Origin of the sequence: Vibrio sp. ZF57 (assembly GCF_001691235.1) — a bacterium.
Classification (GTDB): domain Bacteria; phylum Pseudomonadota; class Gammaproteobacteria; order Enterobacterales; family Vibrionaceae; genus Vibrio; species Vibrio crassostreae_C.
This window is the reverse complement of the sequence record NZ_MAKD01000117.1, coordinates 75,034-96,675: the sequence shown is the minus strand read 5'-3', so window position 1 is coordinate 96,675 and position 21,642 is coordinate 75,034. Positions and strand designations below refer to the sequence as shown.

Genomic DNA, 21,642 nt, shown 5'->3' with positions numbered 1-21,642 from the left:
GGAGCACTCAAAGTGCTCCGCCCTTTTCTGTATCTGTCTTTACTAATAAGCCGTAAGCCGAAAAGTACCGGCCCCAAGCTAGGCTGTACAAACCGAAAACTAAACGATTTCCCAACTATGAGTCATCTCTACGCCAGCACCCAACATTAGACATACAGAACAGTACTTTTCTAATGAATCCGCACACACCTTAGCGACCAGCTCAGGATCAAGGTTGTCACCAGACACTTCAAAGTGAATATTAATCACAGTAAAGATTTTCGGCGCTGTTTCACGACGTTTGGTTTCAAGTTTTGCATTACAGCCTGTGATGTTCTGGCCTGCAGATTTCAAACCATCGACGACATCAACAGAGCTACAACCACCAGCGGCCATAAGGACCATTTCCATTGGGCTTGGCGCGGTTGCACCACCACTGCCATCCATTACTACAGAGTGGCCAGATTGAGATTGACCTAGGAATTTAAAGCCTTCGACCCATTTAACTTCTGCTTGCATGTTGTTCCTTAGATGTACGATAACCGCCATCGCTGTCTATTATTGGATATCAATACTGACACCCTACTACTGGCGGCATTTATGAGCAAGATTTTCTCGGCGACATATTTTTTTGTGAATGATGCAATTTTTTCCATCTAAAACCTGTCTCTATTCGTACATTCAAAATCGAATGAGAAGAACGTCAAGATGAGGTATCTATGAATAAATTATCTAAAATATTGGTATCACTCGTGGTTGCGCTACCACTGATTTCGCTGTTTGTAAGCCAGACTGGCACTGCCAATACAATGGATAAAACAGCTAATTCAGGTAATAGTGAAATCGCGACACTGGCTGGTGGTTGTTTTTGGTGTACAGAATCCGACCTAGAAAAGCTGACAGGCGTCACCGACGTTATCTCTGGGTATTCTGGCGGTGAACTAGAAAACCCAACCTACAAACAAGTATCCTCAGGCAAGTCGGGTCACATCGAAGTGATAAACGTGACTTACAACCCTGATGTTGTTAGCTATGAACAGGTTCTTGACCAATTCTTCAGACACATCGATCCAACCGATGACAAAGGCTCTTTTGTAGACCGAGGCCGTCATTATCGACCGGCTATTTTCTATCATAACCAAGCACAAAAAGATGTTGCTCAGAACTTCATGATGGAGATCGACAAAGCTAATATCTTTGGTGCACCACTAAAAACAGAACTGATAAAATTTGAGAAGTTCTGGCCAGCAGAAGATTACCACCAAGATTATTACAAGAAGAGTAAGGTTCGTTATAACTACTATCGTTACGCTTCAGGTCGTGATCAGTATTTAGATAAAATCTTCGGTGATGATAGAAAGGACAACCCTAAAACACTACGTCAGATCATCGACAGTAAGAATGCGACAGCGAATGCTAAAACATACGTAAAACCGTCTGATGCAGAGATCAAAGCGAAGCTTACAGCACTTCAATACGATGTAACGCAAGAAGACGCTACTGAGCGCCCATTTGACAACAAATACTGGGATAACAAGCAAGAAGGTATTTACGTTGATATCGTTACCGGTGAGCCTTTGTTCTCATCAAAAGACAAATACAAATCAGGTACGGGTTGGCCGAGCTTCACCCAACCAATCAGCGAAGCTTATGTCGTTACAACTACTGACTACAAGCTGCTTTACCCAAGAACAGAGGTTCGAAGTAAGTTTGGCGATTCCCACCTAGGGCATGTATTCAAAGATGGTCCAAAACCAACAGGGTTACGTTACTGCATGAACTCAGCCGCAATGCGCTTTATCCCTGCGGATAAATTAGCAGAAGAAGGCTATGAGGAATACGTTGAGATGTTTGAGGGATAGGCATTCAGCAATTAACGATCAGCCTATGACAACAAAGCCAGCATATCGCTAGCTTTGTTTTTATTTACAGAGCTTTATTTATCAGCCCGTGGACCTAATTAACCCGTTAACACCGTGTCTTCAGGGTATTTCAACAAGGAAGGTTCTGGACGAGCTAGCATATAAGCCAAGGTCAGGGGGCCGATACGTCCAATCACCATAACCACAATCATGATGTATTTACCTGGCTCAGTCAGGTTTGCGGTTAAGCCAGCTGTTAAACCAACCGTTGCAAAGGCAGAAATTACCTCAAACATGACTCGATCAAACGCTGCCTTTTCAGTAAGCATTAACAAAAACATCGCGGTGGTTAATAACGCCCCACTTACCACAATAATGGCCAATGACTTTGTTACCGCTTGCCAAGTCACAGTGCGCTTAAACATCACCACGTGCTTTTTCTGACGGAGGAAGGTCCACGTTGCGACAAAGGCTACTGCAAAGGTCGAAACCTTAATACCACCACCTGTTGAGGTAGAACCTGCACCAATCAACATCAGTACAATCATTACCAGCAACGCAGGCTGTGTGTACTGAGACAAATCCACACTATTAAAGCCAGCAGTACGAGCACTTGCCGACTGAAAAAATGCGGCTAGCCACTGTCCTTGAGTCGATAACCCTTCCATGGTTGCTGAGTTATTTCTTTCTAGCAGCCAGAACAATACCGTACCTACCAACAATAGAGTCGGAGTGGCGGTTAGCATAATCTTGGTGTGTAAATGAAGATGTCGAAAACCTTTACGCCAGTTACTCGATAGGTCGCCGACGACTGTGAAGCCTAGCCCACCGAAAATAAACAAGCCAGCTAAGGTGAAGATCACCAGCGGATCATCAACAAAACTCATCATACTGTCTGAAAACAGTGCAAAACCTGCGTTATTGAATGCAGATATCGCATGAAATAGTGCATAAAAACTGCCCGTTGACCATCCCATCTCAGGTACCCAGCGGAAGCAGAGCAATACAAAACCGATAAATTCAGCCACTAATGCAAAGATGATGATCTTCTTAACTAATTTACGAAGGTTAATCTTACGATCTTGACCAAGCGCTTCTTTCGCGAGTGCTTGTTGTTTAAGGCTTAACCTAACACCGAACATGTAAAGCAGTACCGCAGATAGAGTCATCTGCCCTAACCCGCCGACTTGCATCAAGAACATCAGTAAGATTTTGCCCGCCAAGGTGAAATGCTCACCGGTATCGACAACACCTAATCCTGTCACACTGATCGCCGAGGTTGCTGTAAACAGTGCATCCGTAAAACTTAGGCCTGTCACAGAGAATACAGGCATCGTCAACAATATTGCAGAGGGGATAAGTACGCCTAAGAAGCTCGTAAGGATAATCTTAGGTTCAGAGCCTTTACGTGGCTTTTTATCACTCTTAAGCGTGTAGAAAGTACCTTTTCGTTTTAACGAATTCATACTGTTACCTTATTGCCAATTACCAATTGCGTAGCTTTCTAGATAAGGTCTCTTTCGGCCCAGCGATGATCACCACATCCCCAATTTCTAAACTCACATCCAATTCTGGTGCTTTAGTGAGGTTCGGCCCTCGCTTGAAGCCAAGTACCTCAACACCATTTTCTTTACACAGCTTAAGATCGCCAAGTTTCTTACCCAACAGTTTAGAACCAATAACAATCTCCGTCATCGCTAAGCCACTGCCAAGGTCGATAAATTCGAGAACGCGTCTATCCAACATTTTACGCGCAACACGAATGCCCATATCTCGTTCAGGCATGATGATATGGTCAGCACCAATCTTAGAGAGAATCTTGCCGTGAAACTTATCGTTCGCCTTAACCCAGACTGCTTTTGCTCCAGATTCTTTCACCACCAAAGTCGTTAGAATGCTTGAGTTAACGTCAGAGCCTATCGACACCATCACCATATCGTAATCATCGAGTCTTAACTCTTTCACCGTCTCTTCGCTCGTGCAGTTCGCAACAATCGCTTGTGAAACAAAAGCCGCTGCTTCTTTCACTCGCTCTTCATCAATATCGACGGCCAGTACCTGTGCCCCTGAACTTTGTAGCTCTTTGCAAACAGACAGACCAAATCGCCCTAAACCGATAACTGCATATTGTTTGTCGCTCATTTGAAATCCTGTTTAGAAATTTTAATTACACGGGATAGCCAAACCTACATTAGTTTCTATCTCAAAAAAAGTTAGTTCTGCAAGAATAAGGTTATACTATTGTCATAATCGCTTGATTTATAAAGGTAGAGAACAACTCGAGTTTCTGCTAATTTCCAATTCATAATTTCTGCGGCAGCACACACAATGAATGAATTCATAACCCAAGTACAAACCTACATCAACCAGAGCCATAGTGATTGGGCAAACAGCGTCCTATGCATCACTATTGCGAGTTTTCTCGCTTGGGTAGCTTGGCGAATTATCCATAATCGCTTGGAAGTTCTGGTACAGAGAACCCACTTTCACTGGGATGACCTACTACTAGAGGCACTGAAAACCCCTGTCAGTACGTTACTTTGGTGTTGGCCAGCGACCGTATCTATCGGGTTGATTCTTCAAGATCAGTTTGGCAATGAAATCAACTGGTTAAAAACTCTCAAGCACATATTGATCATATGTACCTTCGTTTGGTTCACCTTACGAATGATCACCAATGCTGAAGCATACGTCTTAGAGCAAAAAAACAGGGATGAGACAACTGTACAGGCGATTGCAAAAGTAGCTCGTCTGTTCTTTATGGTCATGGGCGGCCTGACAATCATGCAAGCGTTTGGACTCAGCCTATCAGGCTTACTCACCTTTGGTGGTGTTGGTGGCTTGATCGTCGGTTTAGCGGCTAAGGACTTACTGTCGAATTTCTTCGGTGGCATGATGATTTACTTCGACCGCCCTTTTAAAGTCGGTGATTGGATACGTTCTCCCGATCGTCAAATCGAAGGCACTGTCGAACGCATTGGTTGGCGCATGACGATCATCCGCACTTTTGATAAGCGTCCTTTGTACGTGCCAAATTCGGTGTTCAGTAGTATTGTGGTAGAGAATCCATCGAGAATGTTGAATCGTAGAATCAATGAAACCTTTGGTCTTCGTTATCAAGATGCAGACAAATTGGCGCTCATTGTTGATGATGTAAGAACCATGCTCGAGACCCACCCAGATATTGATGCCAAACAGACGTTGATCGTTAACTTTGACAAATTTGGGCCATCAACGCTCAACTTCTTTATCTATACCTTCACAAAAACAGTCAACTGGATCAGGTACCACAAAGTGAAGCAAGACGTTCTGTTACAGGTTCTGGCGATTATTCATAAACACAATGCAGACATCGCGTTCCCAACACAGACACTCAAGATTGACCCTCAAGACTTTTCTAATGTTCAAGATCATAACAGCGTTCAAAGCCTAGGTGATAATCAGAATATTAGCGATCCCAAAGACATGTTGAACTCCCCTACGGAAGGTCATCGATAGTCATATCCTTCTTGGTTATCGATAAGTAATAAGCGTGAAGCGTGGTAATATGATGGCAGTATTCTAATGCACCTAATTACCACGCTATGATTTTACCTGTCATTCTAGCCGGCGGCTCCGGAAGTCGTCTCTGGCCACTGTCTCGCGAGCTTTACCCTAAGCAATTTCTCAATATTGCCGGCGACCAGTCAATGCTTCAGCACACACTTCAACGCCTGCAAGGCCTTGAAGAGCACTTGATGGATAGTAAATGCGATGCCCCATTCATTATCTGTAATGAAGAGCATCGCTTTATTGCCGCTGAACAAGCTCGATCAGCTAACATTCAACATAGTGGTATTCTGCTAGAGCCAGTCGGTAGAAATACAGCCCCAGCCATTGCGCTTGCCGCCCTAAAGGCTTTAAGTAAACCACCGCTTAATGAACAAAGCGCATCCGACCCTATCTTGTTAGTGCTGGCTGCTGATCATCACATCGCGAAAACCTCTGAATTCCAACAAGCGATTAGTCGTGGTGTTGATTATGCAAAACAAGGCAAGCTGGTGACATTCGGTATAACACCTAGCTCCCCAGAGACTGGCTATGGCTATATCAAGCAGGGAGAGCCTCTTTCCTCCAGTGCTCAAACTGATACTAATGGAACAGAGCAGCCAATCAATCACGCCTTCGCCATAGAATGCTTTGTAGAAAAGCCAGACACAGCAACAGCAGAAGAGTACATCCGCTCAGGACAATACTTATGGAACAGTGGCATGTTCATGTTTAAGGCATCACGCTATGTTGAAGAACTCGCCGAACACCACCCTGAGATAGTAGCGGCTTGTAAACTCGCTCTTGCAACGCAAAATACCGACCTCGACTTTATCCGTATAGACGCTGAAGCATTCAAAAGCAGTCCAAGTGATTCAATCGATTACGCCGTGATGGAAAAGACCTCGCACGCCGCGGTGATCCCGATGGATGTCGGCTGGAACGATATTGGCTCATGGTCCGCGATCTGGGATGTAAGCGAAAAAGATCAGCACAATAACGTCATTGAAGGTGATGTGTTAACCGTCGACTCTCAACACAACTACATCCATGCTGAAAATAAGCTGGTTGCGACGGTAGGTGTCGACAACCTGATTATTGTCGAAACCAAAGACGCTATATTGGTTGCAAATAAAGACAAGGTTCAGGGTGTTAAATCGATTGTCAGTCAACTAAATCAAGCGGGTCGCACAGAACATGTGCATCATCGTGAGGTGTTTAGACCTTGGGGTAAATACGATGTTATCGACCTAGGCAAGCGCGACAAAGTTAAACGTATCACCGTTAAACCCGGTCACAAGTTGTCGTTACAAATGCACCACCATAGAGCGGAACATTGGGTAGTCGTGGCGGGTACTGCGAAAGTGACCAACAATGAGAAAACCTATCTGGTTGAAGAAGATCAATCCACTTACATCCCTTTAGGTCATATTCACAGCCTAGAGAACCCAGGGGATCTCCCACTCGAGATGATTGAAGTACAAACAGGCAGTCATTTAAGTGAAGGCGACATCATTCGATATCAAGACAGTTATAGGCGAGACGTGCGCAAGCAACAAGTCCACTCATCAAAGCACAACCAAACGAAATAAAGCAGCGACAAATCGATGAAACCAACATTAGACCTAAACTGCTTTAAGAACAACGATATCCGCGGCGTCATTGGTAAACAAATCAATGAGCCACTCGCCTACCTGCTCGGTAAGGCATTTGGCGAATACGTCCTATCCGCTAAGCCTGAAACCTCACTCGATGGTTTGGCGCAGGTAGTGATTGGTCGTGATAACCGCAAAACCTCCCTGTCATTACAAGAAGCCATGACCAAAGGCTTAATCGAGTCAGGGATTACCGTCATTGATCTAGGTATGACTGGCACTGAAGAGGTCTACTTTGCGACTCGTTACCTAAAAGCGATTGGCGGAATACAAATCACAGCCAGCCACAACCCAATCAATTACAACGGCATGAAAATGGTCGGTGTAGACGCTAGCCCTATCAGTAAAAACAGTGGTTTAGATGAAATCAAACGACGCATTGAAGAACTTAATCAAGAGCTGAACTGCAATTTACCGTTCGTTCATGCACAACCAAGTAACTCTAGTAGATCGAACAGTATTCTTGCTCCGTACGTCGAGCACCTACTCTCGTACATAACCCCATCAAAGCTGTCACCGATGAAGATTGTGGTTAATGCTGGGAACGGTGTTGCAGGACATGTCATTGATGCTTTAGATAATAAATTTAACGAACTCGGTGTCCCTATCACCTTCATCAAAGTTCATCATAACCCTGATGGAAACTTCCCAAATGGTATTCCAAACCCTTTGATTAGAGAGAACCAAGCAGCCACTCGAGATGCCGTTTTAGAGCATTCTGCCAACCTTGGAATTGCTTGGGATGGAGACTTCGACCGATGCTTTTTCTTTGATGAGCAAGGCAATTACATCGAGGGTTATTACATTGTAGGGTTGCTTGCTGAAGCATTCTTGGTCAAACAGCCTAACACGACTGTATTGCACGATATGCGCATGACCTGGAACACAATTGAAATCGTAAAAACGCATGGTGGAAAAGCGATTGGAATTAAAGCAGGACACGCACTGATCAAAGAGAAGATGCGTGAAACGAATGCCGTCTATGGGGGCGAAATGAGCGCACACCATTATTTTCGTGATTTTGGATATTGCGATTCAGGCATGATTCCTTGGCTATTGGTTATCGAGCTGATGTCGAAAACTCAACAATCTCTTCACCAATTAACGAGTACTAGTATAGATAGATTCCCCTCTTCCGGGGAGATCAATCGAAGAGTCTCAGACCCAGAGCAGGTCATGGCTTGCGTGTTATCGCACTACCAAGATCATGCCGTTGAGATCGATCACACAGACGGAATCAGCATGAATATGGGCTCATGGCGCTTCAACTTAAGAAAGTCCAATACCGAGCCATTAATACGCCTTAACGTTGAAACCAAACAAGATAAAGCTTTACTGTCACTTAAAGTCGACGAGTTACTGTCTTTTCTCATTTAAGAATACAGACACTTCCAGTTTTCAACTAAGATCCACAAAAAAGCCCTTATTAGCTGTTGCTAACTAAGGGCTTTGAATTTTCAGTAGCTTAATCGCTGACTGTAATTAGTCTATTTGTTACGACGAGCTTCAACAGCGTCTGCCAGCTGGCGAAGTACTGTTTCAGTGTCTTCCCAACCAATACACGCATCAGTAACAGATTGGCCGTACGTTGCAGCTTTGCCCTCAACCAGGTCTTGGCGACCTTCAACAAGATGAGATTCAATCATCACACCAAAGATAGCTTTGTCGCCACCAGAAATTTGTGCGCTTACGTCATCAGATACGTTCATTTGACGCTTAAACTGCTTAGAGCTGTTTGCGTGGCTGAAATCGATCATCACTTTTTGTGGAAGACCAGAAGCTGCTAGCTCTTCTTTAATCTTACCAACGTGTTCTGCGCTGTAATTTGGCTCTTTGCCACCACGTAGGATGATATGACAATCAGGGTTACCTGCTGTTTCAACGATAGCTGAGTGACCGTACTTAGTTACTGATAAGAAGTGGTGAGAAGCGCTAGCAGAGCGAATAGCATCTGTTGCAATCTTGATGTTGCCATCAGTACCATTCTTAAATCCAACTGGGCAAGATAGGCCAGAAGCCAGTTCGCGGTGAACTTGAGATTCTGTAGTACGTGCGCCGATTGCACCCCAGCTGATTAGGTCAGCAACGTATTGAGGCGTGATCATGTCTAGGAATTCGCTTGCCGTTGGCATGCCCATGTCAGTTAGGTCCAGCAGTAGCTTACGTCCTAGACGAAGGCCATCATTTAGCTTGAACGTATCGTTCATGTACGGGTCATTTATTAGACCTTTCCAACCAACAGTTGTACGTGGTTTTTCAAAGTAAACACGCATTACGATTTCAAGGTTATCACCAAGTTCGTCGCGCAACACTTTCAAACGTTTACCGTACTCAAGAGCAGCTTCTGTGTCATGAATAGAACATGGGCCGACAATAACAAGCAAGCGATCATCGCTCTCTTCTAAAATATTGTGGATCGCTTTGCGGCTTTCAAAGGTTGTAGAAGAAGCAACTTCTGTCGCTGGAAACTTTTCTAAAACAGCAACAGGGGGTAATAACTCTTTTACTTTGTTAATTCTTACATCATCAGTCTGGAACATTGCTTACTTCTTCCTTTTTTCTATCCTTGAGCTGAATGTACGTTGTCTCACGTCACTTTCTATCAGCACTAATCTTCTTGTTCCCTGTAACTTAACTAGTAAAAACTCTAGTTTCAATCACTAATTAAAAATAAACGCAATTTTTTTTGTGTTTTATATTTAAAACACCCTGTATACCATTATTTACACGCTATCGATTGCGTATTTTATAGCAAGGTAAGAAGAGCCATTCTTCAAGCTACATCATGCATGTAAAATTGTGTCGAACTCAAAAACAAAAAAGCTCACGTGATCAGCGTGAGCTTTTATTTAATTACATTCTTTTCAATGGCTTGACGACACTATCAAGCCCTTCAATTTTCAGAGCAAGGCACAGTTTCAATAAATCGCCGAGTTCACCAGACGGGAATCCCTTTTTATCAAACCACAGCAAATATTCTTCAGGTAAGTCAATCAGTGTACGACCCGCGTACTTTCCAAATGGCATCTGCATTCGAGCCAACTTAATCAGGTTATCTTTCTCTAGCATTATTCGGTCTTTACTATGCGTCATCTATGTTGTGTAGAGTATCACCTAAACGTTCAACCCAATAGTTGATCGCGTCTTTGGCATCATCCAGCGAATCAATCATGGTTGAAAAATCTTTGTTACCCGCTTCACGGTCGATGGCTGCAAACAGTGGTGTGCCCTCTTGAGCATCACTGACCAATAACTCTACACTCGCACTCCCAACATTGGTGTGCTCACCAGTCGTGACCTTAGATATGGTTGACATCGCAAGGCCAAACGGCAGAACGCTGCTCGTTACAGCTAAGATCGGATTGGGCGTTTCAACGTTACTCAGAGCGATACTCAAGCGGAGCGTTTTTCCTGTCGGTTCATCGACAATCGTTTTATGAGGCGATATTTTATCTTCCAAGCGCGCAACCATGTGCTCAGTGAGTTCCTGAATCTCTTCCTGATCCAACGAACCTTCTTCTGCTAAAACAAAAATTTGGTCGATCACCACAGAATCATAGTCGTCTAACTTGGAGCTCAATCGCTGCGCATCACGTAGCCCAACCCTTGCCCAAACCAAGTCGACGCCTCCGTCAGGCCCAGCCTGAAAATCTTCGTAGCTGGTAAATTTAGTAGCGGTTCTAATTGGGCCGCCTGCACAACCAAGCAAGAAAATGCTGGTTGCAACAAGCAAAAGGACTTTTAAAGGGTTCATAACGCACTTAGTCAAAATTAAGGAATCTAATTAAGTATGACATACCCTATGTGAAAAGGTTGTAGAAAAAGGGGGTTAAAAATCAGAGCTAACTCTAAAATTAATCATGTTGAACAGTGTGTGCGTACTCTACAATTACCTGATTTCCTTCAATATAAGCATTTTGGATCTCACCATCAACACTCATTCTACTTTTCAGGTAGACCACTTTAGGGCCCGATTCATTACCCTCTTTTAGCGAAGGGAATACATTCCTTGGTTCCAAATGAAGTAAACGACAAAAGTGACTAATGAAAGACATGGTTAATGGCGTCTCCCCTCTTAGCACTCTTGAGAAATCAAGCTGGTTCATGCCTAGCTTTTTTGAAAACTCCATCTGCGTAATTCGCATTCTCGATTTTTGTGACATCCACGTTTGATACAACGCGTCTCTGTCTAGTTCTGTGAATTCCATACCGACTCCTTTATATAATTCATACCAATCAATTGTCCGTTTTTTCATACATAGCGTGTCAGGGTTCGGTTAGTGGAAACCAAAGGTTTGGTTTTGATATGCGCACAATTGTTGTACAGAGCGAAGCGAAACAACCCAAATTCATTCACTAAAACGATTAGAGCAAATGCTTTCTTTATTTATATCAATAATTTATACGTTAACGAACTAAACATATAGCAAGTTAATTTGTATCAAGAATTAAAAGTTCGAGATTGGCATTCCACATTTCAATCGATTGATTCGCATTTATAAAACTGGTTGGCTACATTTCGATTGCTCAAACGCACTTCTGGCAAACTATTTGAAAGAATAAGACGCAAAGCCACCGGTCTGTCGACAAATATTCTGTCTATGATAGCGGGGCCGCCACTTAATAGAATTTAAGTGTAAATGCATGCCGGGGTGTTCTCTTTTTTGTCGGCCAAATACAGTAAGGACAAATAATGAAACAACTCCAAAAAAATCACTCATCGCGCTATCGCTTCTTAGCGTAAGCGGTGCAAGCTTCGGTCACGGTTATGTCTCGGCATACAACAATGGCGTAGCTGAGAGCCGTGTTGCCCTATGTAAGTTCCCTGCGAGTGATACGCAAGAGAAAAACACCAACTGTGGTGGTATCCAATACGAACCACAAAGTGTAGAAGGCCCTGAAGGCTTCCCAGAAGTTGGCCCTGCTGATGGGAGAATCGCCAGTGCGCAATCTTCTTTAGCAGCAGCACTAGACGAACAAAAGGCAGACCGCTGGGTTAAACGCCCTATCAAGTCTGGTTCTCAATACTTCGAGTGGACATTCACAGCTAACCACAAGACTCGCGATTGGAAATATTACATTACTCAACCCGACTGGAATCCAAACCAGCCGTTGGCTCGCAGCTCTTTTGACTTAACGCCATTCTGTGTTGTTGAAGGCAATATGGAACAGCCACCGATGCAAGTCAGTCACTTGTGTAATGTGCCAGAGCGTGAAGGTTATCAAGTGATCCTTGCCGTATGGGATGTAGGTGACACTGCAGCGGCTTTCTACAACGTTATCGACGTGAAATTTGATGGTGACGGCCCTATCATTCCTGATTGGGATCAAGGCGGTCAAATCAACCCAACACAAGACCTGAATGTTGGTGATGCTGTTTATACTCGCGTATTCGACCAATCCGGTGAGAACGCTTCATACAGCACTGAGCTTGTGATTGAAAGTACTGAGCAAGGCAAAGCCAATAACTGGTCTTACGCACTTGCCTCTAAGGTCAATCAAGAGCAGACGCAAATCAAAGCAGGCCAATTGAACGACCAAGGCGATTTCGCACCCGTTTACGGCACGAACCCTGTTTATCTAAAAGCAGGCTCTGGCTTTAACAGTGTTGAAGTCGGCTACAAGATTGATACTCCAGAACCCGAGCATGAGCTAGAAGTAACGGGCTTAGAATCAGAGTACATTATCGATGAGAGCCAACCTACTCAGCTTGACCTTACGTTAGCGGCAACAGGCGATATCCAAGCTGAGCTTACCGTATACAACCATCACCGTGAAGCGCTTGCATCTCAGAAATCGGTTCTAACAGACGGACAAGTTGAAGATGTTCAACTGACTCTTTCTAAGTCTGAAGCTGGTCACCACATGCTTGTGGTTGTGACGAAAGATGACCAAGGTAACTTAGTGGATCAGAACACGCTTGATTTCCATCTAATGGACGAGCAAACGCCGCCACCAGCGGGCGATTACGACTTCGTGTTCCCAGAAAGCATTGAGTCTTACACAGCAGGAACAAAGGTTCTAAGCAGCGATGGTGGCGTTTATCAGTGTAAAGAGTTCCCATACTCTGGCTACTGTGTTCAATGGGCTCCAACAGCAACTCAGTACGAACCAGGTGTCGGTTCACACTGGCAAAGTGCTTGGAACAAAGTGGACTAAGTACTCGCTAGATACTTACTTTGTATTGGGTGAGTTTTAGTCATCAACCAAACAAAAACGGATGCCCAAAGCATCCGTTTTCTTGTTCATTAAAAGTAGAAACGCCAGTTGTCAAAGTAGATAGTGGTCTGCCAACAGAGCCACAAACAAGATCATCAGATGATAGATGGAGAACTTAAAGGTCTTCATGGCCATATTGGGTTCATCACGATATTTCAGTACCCAAGCGTGATAAACAAACCCGCCGTTGAGCACCAATGAAGCGCTCAGATATATCCAGCTGCTCATGCCAACCAATACAGGCAATATACACACGATGCTAAGCAAAAAGGTATACAGAAGAATAGACGTCTTGGTGTATTCGATTCCGTGAGTCACAGGCAACATGGGAATGTTCACTTTGGCATACTCATCACGACGATGAATTGCCAACGCCCAGAAATGAGGAGGCGTCCAAATAAAGATGATCATCACCAACAACCAAGCATTTGAATGCAGCTCGTTGGTGACTGCCGTCCAGCCCAATAACGGTGGCATTGCGCCAGCTATCCCTGCAATTACGATGTTCTGTGGCGTCGCTCGCTTCAAGTACATGGTATAGATGACCGCATAGCCCAATAAACTTGCAAAGGTTAGCCAAGCCGTGAGTTGATTGACCCACACCACTAACGTAGCGAACCCAAATAAGCCGATACCTGCTGCAAAGCTAAACACACGCACACTACTCAGCTCACCGGATGGTAAAGGGCGTCGATTTGTTCGAGTCATCTGGCCGTCGATCTTTTTATCGATCAAATGGTTAAACGCAGCCGCTGAACCTGCCATTAACCCTATCCCAATCATTCCGAACAGAGTTTGTTGCAAAGGCAATCCATTAGGCACAGCCAAACACATCCCAACCAATGCAGTTAGCAGCATCAAAGCCACCACCTTCGGCTTGGTCAGCGTTAAATAAACTTTCCAAGTTGCTTTGTTTTTTGCAGCTATTTCGTTACTTAAAGCTGTGTCATTGTTGGCTGTTATCTTATGAATTAAGGATGCGTCTTGAACCACTACTTCATGTTGTGTTGACGTTCTACTGACCATGATTACCTCCTTGTAATACACTGTTTTTCACCAAGCTCTGACTTGGTTTGTGTTGCCACACGACAAAATTGGTTACAACCATACTGATGAGCAACATCGCTGCGACTAGGTTATGCAAAACCGCGACTGAGATTGGCAGGTGAAACCATACATTACTGATCCCAAGGCTGATTTGGGTAAACAGGACTATTGCGACAATCACGCTCAGCTTTTGGTGAGGCGCTTGGCCAAATTTCCATAGCTGGTACACGATCATCAGCACCGTTAACGTCGCCACAATAGCCCCGAACCTGTGCATAACATGAATGGTAAGCCTTGCTGGATATTCCAACACGCCAAACTCATAGTTGTCGTGTCCATGTTGAGCAAAATCGAACGCATTCTTGAAATCTAAATAGCTTGTCCAGTTCCCTTCGCAGATAGGTAATTGGGTACACACCAGAGCGGCATAATTAGACGATGTCCAGCCACCAAGCAGTATCTGCCCGACTACAATGAGTAATCCGAATAGTGCCGAGACTTTAAGTGATGAAGAATAGGTAGCCTCACCAAAACGGCTTTGGAATTGAGACAAACGACAGTAGAGCAGACACAGCAGTGACAGCAACGTGAAGCCCCCCATCAAATGCGCCATAACCACAACGGACATCAACTTGAGAGTCACCGTCCACATTCCAAGCAAAGCCTGAAATATCACGGTTGCAGAGATAAGTAACGGAAGACCAGCAGCTGTTATATTCTTTTTAATACACCAAGCAACAACGACAAAGATAAGCAGCCCTAATGTTCCTGCAAAGTAGCGATGGATCATCTCTATCCAAGCTTTGTCTGCTTCGAGAGCTCGTTCTGGAAATTGTAGATTGGCTTGATTAACTGCTTGGGTATTCGAGGGAACGGTAATCTTTCCATAGCACCCAGGCCAGTCAGGACAGCCAAGGCCAGCATCAGACAAACGGGTATAAGCGCCGAGCACAATCACGGTAAGGGTTAACAAGATAGTTAATCTCATCATGTGCATGAGTAAATCAGGGGCTTTATTCTGCATCGTTTATCTCCCTATACTTATTCCCTTTTCGCTAACAACACTCAGCATTAACGCAATCTGCTAAAGCTTATAAACTTAAGCTTTAGTGGATAATCTTATCAACTACCCAACTCGTGATAGCTTAAGTAGCTTTCTTAAATCATGAATCATGCCTTTGGATTGCCCGACTAACTGCGACGGTTCCGACACGCTTTTGTATTCCATAACCAACTGTCCTAGCGGGTCAATAATGACAATGGAAGCCGGTGCAAACTCGGTGCTTAACTGATCGCCACCAGCTAAAAAAGACAAATCCGGCTTATCAAGCGAACCCGTTAACGAGTTACCTTCCGATACAAAAACAACGGCGGTCACGCGCTCTTTGTTTTTCCCTAGCGCTAAATAACTTTGATTCAAATAATGGAGTTGTTGTTCACACAAGCTTTCGCACTCCATCGGTGCGATATAACCCACAACCCAACCCTCTCCTGCCATGGGTACCGTTACGCCGAAATCTGCTAGTGTGGTTCTTGGTTCTACCAATTCACCCGAGTTAGTGACGCCTGAGGTGTACCAATTCTGATCCAACACGGTTTTGGCAATAATCGCAGGCAAAGCGAAAATCAACACTAATCCGATTAATACCAGACGCCCCTTAGTTCGGCGGCTTTTAAGCTCGGCCATGTTTGCATCGGTACTTTCCCTGTTCATTTGTACTTGAGATTTATCCATCCTTATTCCTCGTGATAGGTGTTGCTTTTAGGTACCGATAGCCAATCAACAACATCAAAAACAAAAGTACCGCAGCCATAACAAACCATTGAAATGAGTAACCAAAATGCTTCTCAGACCTCATCGCCGTTGGACGCCATAACATTTCATAGGGCCATGAATCTAAACTCTGAGGTTGGAAGACAAAGGGCAGCACTTCTTGTCCTGTATACTGTGATAACGCTGCTATGTTTAGGTTTTGGATTCTATTCGGTGTCGTATTTTCTAAACCCAACTCATGACTTAAAGGATTAATTGAGCGTGTATACAAGCGCCCTGACATTTTGGTTGGTACAGTGATACTTCCTAATTGCGGTAGTTCTCTTCTGTCATTACTTGCCGGAACAAACCCAAGATCGATCAACAACTGTTTTTCAGCCACTAAGGACTGGTTTCCATCTTCAAAGCGAACCTCACCCAACATGTAAATCACATACCCTACCGTTCCTTGGCTTATCTGGTTGTCTAACAAGAGCATCAAGCCGCTCGTATTGACTAATTCAACATCAGCCTTTAACCCGTTTAGGGTTTGAGGATTTAATGACTCTTGACCAGATAAATCCAGCTCTCGCAACTCAGAAATAACGACACCTAAAGGTTGTGACGAGAGATGTGCTCTCTCAGCTAATTGCTGTTCATAACGTAATTTCTCGTTACCACGATCGAGTTGCCACAAACCTAACTTGATTAAAGCGCCGACTGAAACCACAGTTAAAACAACCGCTATCCAAAAACCTTTACTGCGGAACTTGTGTTCATCATCAATCAATCGGTTTGGAGTTATCACTATGGCGTCATCTACCTTTGTTCTGTTATTTAAAGTCGTCTTGGTCGCTTTGCTGTTTTTTATCGCTTTCAATTTGATGAAAGGCCTAATCCAAATCGCCTCGGGCAAACACAATGGAAAAAGACTCAGTTACTTCTTGGGGCGTCGTGTCATGTGGTCAGCCGTTGTCGTGCTACTTTTATTACTTGCTCTGGGATCAGGAGTGATAACTCCCAACCCTCGCCCCTATTAATCCCCTATAGGCTCAATCGTTAAAGTACATAAACAAACACAAACAGGCCCAACCAAACCACATCAACAAAGTGCCAATACCAACTGCCCGCTTGGAACGCAAAGTGGTCTTTCGGAGTGAAGTGGTCTTTCGCAACCCTTGCCAGCAACACAATCAAAAAGATCGTCCCTAAACAGACATGTAAGCCATGAAACCCAGTCAGCAAAAAGAAGGTATTACCGTAGATGCCAGACTGAAGTGTCAGCCCCATCTCTTGATAAGCGTGAAGATACTCTTCAACTTGGAAGAACAGGAAGAAGCCAGCCAGAACAATGGTTATCTCCAACCACACGATCAAAGCCATACGCTTATTTTGTTCAAGACTGATATGTGCCATGTGCAGCGTCACAGAGGAAAGCAGCAGAATAATGGTGTTCTTAAGCGGGATACCTTGCCAAGGCATGGCTTGTGTCGTTACGCCATCAGGGGTCGTCGTTAGTGGCCAAATTGATTGGAACATCGGCCACAATACTTCATGGGTCATTTCATTATTGCCCGCACCACCAATCCAAGGCACAGAAATCATTCGAGCATAGAAAAGCGCGCCAAAGAAAGCGCCAAAGAACATGATTTCGGAAAAGATGAACCAACTCATTCCTTGTCTAAAAGAACGAGAAATCTGCTCAGAATAGAGACCACTCAATGATTCTGTGATCACATTGCTAAACCAACCTGCGAGCATGTAAAGCAGCACAGCAAACCCGACTAACAACACCGCTTTGCCAAACACACCACCTGCGGCGTCGGTACCCATGTTTTGCACCGTCAAGCCAGCGCCAACCGCGACCAAAAACAGTGCTACAGCACCCACCAATGGCCAGTGGCTTTGATGTGGAACGAAATAAACTTCCTTTTTAGAACTCATCGCTCAACTCCTTATGTTGATACTGGTTCTGTAAATTCCTAGTTACTTGCGAGTACGTTAGGCTCAGATTTATTGGCCGCAGCACCCACCTCATTCGTGATATTGAATAATGTGTAAGAGAGCGTCAGCGTATGTATCGATTCTGGAATATCTGGCTCAATGTAAAATATCAAACCCATTTCTGCGCTCTTGTGCCCGTCCAATGGCTGCTGATTAAAGCAAAAGCATTCCATCTTATTGAAGTAGGTTGCCCCCATACCTGGAGAAACCGACGGTACGGCTTGGCCAACCAATGAGGCTCCAGAAAGGTTTTTGGCAATGTAGTTAGTTTGAACCACCTCACCAGGATGAACCTCTAACACTCGAACTTCAGGCGAAAACTGCCATGGCATATCTGGCTTGATGTGGGACATGAATTCGACTCGAACCGTACGAGAGTAGTCTGGCTGCATTCCCTGAGGTTGCACCGCTGAAACAGTATTAGTTTTGCCATTGATGCCTAAGGCCTCACACATGACATCGTAGAGCGGCACCAAAGCGAAACCGAAGCAAAACATCGCAACCACGCTCAACACCAAGTAGCCCGTCAGCTTTTTGGTCGATCGCTTATTAGACAGGCGCTTAGGTTGTTTTTTATCTTGATTGGGATCGCTTTGCTTATCACTCATGGTTCTGCCCTCTAATCCACTTTCGGCGGATGGGTAAAGGTGTGGTGAGGCGCAGGGCTTGGTACTGTCCATTCAAGACCTTCAGCTCTATCCCAAGGCTTACTTGGCGCAGGCTCTCCCCCTCTTACGCACTTAATCGCTAGCCATAAGAAAATTAGCTGAGACAACCCAAACGCAAAACCACCAATCGACACGACTTGGTTAACGTCAGCAAACTGAATCGCATAATCAGGAATACGACGCGGCATACCCGCTAACCCTAAAAAGTGCATCGGGAAAAACAGTACATTAACTGAAATCACCGACGTCCAGAAATGCCACAGGCTGAGCTTGTGGTCGTACATATGTCCGGTCCACTTAGGCAGCCAATAATAGGCAGCAGCCATAATCGAGAACACGGCACCGGTTACCAGAACATAATGGAAGTGAGCCACAACAAAATAAGTATCGTGGTATTGGAAATCAGCTGGCACGATAGCGAGCATCAATCCAGATAACCCGCCAATCGTAAACAAAACAATGAAGGCAATCGCAAACAGCATTGGTGTTTCAAAGGTCAAAGCACCCCGCCACATGGTCGCTACCCAGTTGAAGACTTTCACACCGGTCGGCACCGCTATCAACATGGTGCAATACATGAAGAACAGTTCGGCAAATACTGGCATACCCGTGGTGAACATGTGGTGTGCCCAAACCAAGAATGACAACAGTGCGATACTACAGGTCGCATAAACCATCGAGTGATAACCAAACAGGCGCTTACCACTGAATGCAGGGATGATGGCTGAGACAATACCAAAAGATGGCAAGATCATGATGTACACTTCGGGGTGCCCAAAGAACCAGAATATGTGCTGGAACATCACCGGGTCCCCACCACCAGCGGCATCAAAGAAGCTAGTCCCAAAATACTTGTCAGTCAGTACCATAGTCACAGCCCCCGCGAGAACGGGCATCACGGCTATCAGCAAGAAAGCGGTAATTAACCATGTCCATACGAACATCGGTAGCTTGAACCAAGTCATACCCGGAGCGCGCATGTTCACTATGGTTACGATGACGTTAATCGCCCCCATGATCGAACTGATCCCCATAATATGAACTGAGAATACGAATAGCGCGGTACTGTCTGGGCCATAAGTTGTCGAGAGTGGCGCGTAGAAGGTCCAACCAAAGCTCGGGCCGCCACCCTCTGTAAACAAAGATCCGATTAAGATTAGAAACGCAAAAGGCAAGATCCAGAAACTGAGGTTGTTCATTCTCGGCAGCGCCATATCTGGTGCACCGATCATCATCGGAATCATCCAGTTAGCCAAACCCGTAAATGCAGGCATTACGGCACCGAATACCATGATTAAACCATGGACTGTAGTCATCTGATTGAAGAAATCTGGCTCAACGAGTTGCAAACCCGGTTGGAACAGCTCCGCACGGATCACCATCGCCATTGCGCCGCCCGTTAAGAACATTGCAAAGCTGAACCACAAATAAAGTGTACCAATGTCTTTATGATTGGTTGAATACAGCCAACGAGCCCAGCCTTTAGGTGCCGCATGTGAATCGTGATCATCAACAGGCAAATCATTATTGCCCAAGGTGCCTTCCGCAGAATGGCTCAGTACTTGATCTTCTGCTGGAGCCGATTTCACCGGCTTATTGATTGGTGAACTCATAACTGATCCTTAGCATCATTTTGTGCATCATCCGTTGAGCTTTCAGAACTGCCTTCTTGCTTCGCCTTATAAGCGTTGATATCTGAGGCCTGAACAATATCGCCGGTATCATTACCCCAAGCGTTTCGTTGATAAGTTACTACCGCTGCGATCTCTTTCTCGGTTAACTGATTATCGAATGCTTGCATCGCCGTACCGCCACGACCATAAACAATTGTGTCGATATGAACATCCACATCACCAAGGGCAATAGGACTTCCTTTGATGGCTGGGAATGCTCCAGGAATGCCCTCACCGTTTGCTTGGTGACAAACCGCACATCGAGTTTTGTAAACCTCTTCACCGATGGTATTCAACTCCGCCAAGGAAAGTGACGCACCTAATGCATCTTTTGCGGCTTGTTGTTCGGCTATCGCTAACTCTTTCTGCTCCGCTAGCCATGCGTCAAACTCATCTTCTTCCATGGCATGCACCACGATCGGCATGAAACCATGGGCACGACCACACAACTCTGCACACTGCCCTCGGTAAACACCAGGCTCATCTATCTTAGTCCAAGCCTCATTAATAAAGCCCGGAATAGTATCTTTCTTAACTGCGAATGCTGGCACCCACCATGAGTGAATCACATCATCGGAAGTCATCAAGAAACGGACTTTACGGTCAACAGGCAGTACCAGCGGCTTATCAACTTCTAGCAGGTAATGCGCGCCTTTCACTTCGAGGCCTTCAATCTCTTTGTCACTGGTCGCTAGAAGGCTGTAAAACTCGACGTCTTCACCAAAATAGCTGTAATGCCATTTCCATTGTGACCCGGTGATTTTAACGGTCAGATCTGATTGGGAGGTATCTTCCATCGCTATTAAGGTTTTGGTGGCGGGTATCGCCATAGCGATGAGAATGATGATAGGGATGATGGTCCAAAGAATTTCGACTTTCGTGCTTTCGTGAAAATGGGCAGCAACTGCGCCCTTCGATTTCCTGTGCCTCAAAATCGAATAAAACATCACACCAAAAACAACAAAGGCAATCGCACAACAGATGTAGAAGATCAGCATATGAAGTTCATACACCTTACCACTGATCTCAGTGACGCCTTGAGTCATGTTGTAATCACTGCTAGCGTGCACTAAAGGCGATACTAAAAGCACAACAAAACTCTTCAAAAGCCACGCTAGCCTAACCAGTAATCTTTTCAAAAGATCTCTCCTTGTCCTTCCTAATTGGATACTTGCGACCTAAATGTCGTTGCGAACTGGACAACATTCATTGTTATTCCGGCTACACATGAAAAGGCTGAATCTCAATCTACAA

Annotated in this window: 21 protein-coding genes and 1 riboswitch; of the genes, 6 read left to right on the top strand and 15 right to left on the bottom strand. The window is 44.8% G+C overall.

The genetic code is table 11. The annotated features are described in order from the left end of the window. Positions 1-99: 99 nt before the first annotated feature. Positions 100-498 carry an OsmC family protein gene (locus A6D97_RS18835; RefSeq protein WP_065585023.1) on the bottom strand — a complete coding sequence of 133 codons (399 nt, stop codon included), beginning with the start codon at positions 496-498 and terminating at the stop codon, positions 100-102. Positions 499-698: 200 nt separating this feature from the next. Here A6D97_RS18835 and msrB point away from each other — a divergent pair, with 200 nt between their 5' ends. Then, complete coding sequence (msrB, locus tag A6D97_RS18830; protein ID WP_017061740.1) at positions 699-1,841, top strand: peptide-methionine (R)-S-oxide reductase MsrB; 1,143 nt, start codon at positions 699-701, stop codon at positions 1,839-1,841. A 98-nt stretch (positions 1,842-1,939) separates the two neighbouring features. Here the strand turns inward: msrB and A6D97_RS18825 are convergent, their stop codons facing one another. Further along, positions 1,940-3,307, bottom strand: a complete 1,368-nt coding sequence (locus tag A6D97_RS18825; RefSeq protein ID WP_017065604.1) for a TrkH family potassium uptake protein — start codon at positions 3,305-3,307, stop codon at positions 1,940-1,942. A gap of 19 nt (positions 3,308-3,326) precedes the next feature. Further along, positions 3,327-3,983 (bottom strand): TrkA family potassium uptake protein, encoded by a 657-nt coding sequence (locus A6D97_RS18820; RefSeq protein WP_019820412.1) that lies wholly within the window; start codon positions 3,981-3,983, stop codon positions 3,327-3,329. Positions 3,984-4,169: 186 nt separating this feature from the next. On the opposite strand from A6D97_RS18820, the gene A6D97_RS18815 reads away from it, so the two are divergent. From A6D97_RS18815 to A6D97_RS18805, 3 genes are all read left to right on the top strand, one after another. Next, entirely contained in the window at positions 4,170-5,339 is a 1,170-nt protein-coding gene (locus A6D97_RS18815; protein ID WP_065585022.1) for a mechanosensitive ion channel family protein, read from the top strand. An 86-nt stretch (positions 5,340-5,425) separates the two neighbouring features. Continuing rightward, positions 5,426-6,961: a mannose-1-phosphate guanylyltransferase/mannose-6-phosphate isomerase gene (locus A6D97_RS18810; RefSeq protein ID WP_017061744.1), complete on the top strand. Its 1,536-nt coding sequence runs from the start codon at positions 5,426-5,428 to the stop codon at positions 6,959-6,961. A 15-nt stretch (positions 6,962-6,976) separates the two neighbouring features. Further along, on the top strand, positions 6,977-8,401 hold the full coding sequence (locus tag A6D97_RS18805) for a phosphomannomutase/phosphoglucomutase (protein WP_065585021.1): 1,425 nt from the start codon (positions 6,977-6,979) through the stop codon (positions 8,399-8,401). A gap of 110 nt (positions 8,402-8,511) precedes the next feature. Here A6D97_RS18805 and aroG read toward each other — a convergent pair whose 3' ends face one another. From aroG to A6D97_RS18785, 4 genes are all read right to left on the bottom strand, one after another. After that, positions 8,512-9,564 (bottom strand): 3-deoxy-7-phosphoheptulonate synthase AroG, encoded by a 1,053-nt coding sequence (gene aroG, locus A6D97_RS18800; RefSeq protein ID WP_017061746.1) that lies wholly within the window; start codon positions 9,562-9,564, stop codon positions 8,512-8,514. Positions 9,565-9,877: 313 nt separating this feature from the next. After that, entirely contained in the window at positions 9,878-10,093 is a 216-nt protein-coding gene (locus A6D97_RS18795) for a DUF3820 family protein (protein ID WP_065585020.1), read from the bottom strand. A 13-nt stretch (positions 10,094-10,106) separates the two neighbouring features. Continuing rightward, positions 10,107-10,778 (bottom strand): DUF3313 domain-containing protein, encoded by a 672-nt coding sequence (locus tag A6D97_RS18790; protein ID WP_065585019.1) that lies wholly within the window; start codon positions 10,776-10,778, stop codon positions 10,107-10,109. Between the two features lie 100 nt (positions 10,779-10,878). Continuing rightward, the gene (locus tag A6D97_RS18785) at positions 10,879-11,232 is read right to left on the bottom strand and encodes a hypothetical protein (protein ID WP_017061749.1); all 354 of its coding nucleotides are present in this window, start codon (positions 11,230-11,232) and stop codon (positions 10,879-10,881) included. 323 nt (positions 11,233-11,555) lie between these two features. Continuing rightward, positions 11,556-11,645, top strand: a riboswitch (cyclic di-GMP riboswitch). Between the two features lie 23 nt (positions 11,646-11,668). On the opposite strand from A6D97_RS18785, the gene gbpA reads away from it, so the two are divergent. Continuing rightward, complete coding sequence (gbpA, locus tag A6D97_RS18780; protein WP_065585018.1) at positions 11,669-13,183, top strand: N-acetylglucosamine-binding protein GbpA; 1,515 nt, start codon at positions 11,669-11,671, stop codon at positions 13,181-13,183. A 111-nt stretch (positions 13,184-13,294) separates the two neighbouring features. Here the strand turns inward: gbpA and cyoE are convergent, their stop codons facing one another. The 4 genes from cyoE to A6D97_RS18760 all read right to left on the bottom strand — a co-directional run bounded on the left by cyoE (position 13,295) and on the right by A6D97_RS18760 (position 16,965). Further along, complete coding sequence (cyoE, locus tag A6D97_RS18775) at positions 13,295-14,269, bottom strand: heme o synthase (RefSeq protein WP_065585017.1); 975 nt, start codon at positions 14,267-14,269, stop codon at positions 13,295-13,297. Continuing rightward, positions 14,259-15,314, bottom strand: coding sequence for a COX15/CtaA family protein (locus tag A6D97_RS18770; RefSeq protein WP_065585016.1), 1,056 nt, complete (start codon positions 15,312-15,314; stop codon positions 14,259-14,261). Before A6D97_RS18770 ends, cyoE begins: the two co-directional genes overlap by 11 nt. Positions 15,315-15,416: 102 nt before the next feature. Beyond that, on the bottom strand, positions 15,417-16,025 hold the full coding sequence (locus A6D97_RS18765; RefSeq protein ID WP_065585015.1) for a hypothetical protein: 609 nt from the start codon (positions 16,023-16,025) through the stop codon (positions 15,417-15,419). Continuing rightward, the gene (locus tag A6D97_RS18760) at positions 16,018-16,965 is read right to left on the bottom strand and encodes an SURF1 family protein (RefSeq protein ID WP_083190249.1); all 948 of its coding nucleotides are present in this window, start codon (positions 16,963-16,965) and stop codon (positions 16,018-16,020) included. The genes A6D97_RS18765 and A6D97_RS18760 overlap by 8 nt, the downstream gene beginning before the upstream one ends. On the opposite strand from A6D97_RS18760, the gene A6D97_RS18755 reads away from it, so the two are divergent. After that, the gene (locus A6D97_RS18755) at positions 16,853-17,083 is read left to right on the top strand and encodes a DUF2909 family protein (RefSeq protein WP_017066085.1); all 231 of its coding nucleotides are present in this window, start codon (positions 16,853-16,855) and stop codon (positions 17,081-17,083) included. The genes A6D97_RS18760 and A6D97_RS18755 overlap by 113 nt on opposite strands. A 19-nt stretch (positions 17,084-17,102) precedes the next feature. Here A6D97_RS18755 and A6D97_RS18750 read toward each other — a convergent pair whose 3' ends face one another. From A6D97_RS18750 to coxB, 4 genes are read right to left on the bottom strand one after another with little or no spacing between them, the layout of a single operon-like run. Continuing rightward, complete coding sequence (locus A6D97_RS18750) at positions 17,103-17,987, bottom strand: cytochrome c oxidase subunit 3 (RefSeq protein ID WP_009845661.1); 885 nt, start codon at positions 17,985-17,987, stop codon at positions 17,103-17,105. A gap of 38 nt (positions 17,988-18,025) precedes the next feature. After that, positions 18,026-18,655, bottom strand: a complete 630-nt coding sequence (locus A6D97_RS18745; protein ID WP_017064839.1) for a cytochrome c oxidase assembly protein — start codon at positions 18,653-18,655, stop codon at positions 18,026-18,028. Positions 18,656-18,666: 11 nt separating this feature from the next. Further along, positions 18,667-20,328 carry a cytochrome c oxidase subunit I gene (ctaD, locus tag A6D97_RS18740; RefSeq protein WP_017061756.1) on the bottom strand — a complete coding sequence of 554 codons (1,662 nt, stop codon included), beginning with the start codon at positions 20,326-20,328 and terminating at the stop codon, positions 18,667-18,669. Further along, entirely contained in the window at positions 20,325-21,527 is a 1,203-nt protein-coding gene (gene coxB / locus A6D97_RS18735; RefSeq protein WP_017064841.1) for a cytochrome c oxidase subunit II, read from the bottom strand. The genes ctaD and coxB overlap by 4 nt, the downstream gene beginning before the upstream one ends. Positions 21,528-21,642 lie beyond the last annotated feature (115 nt).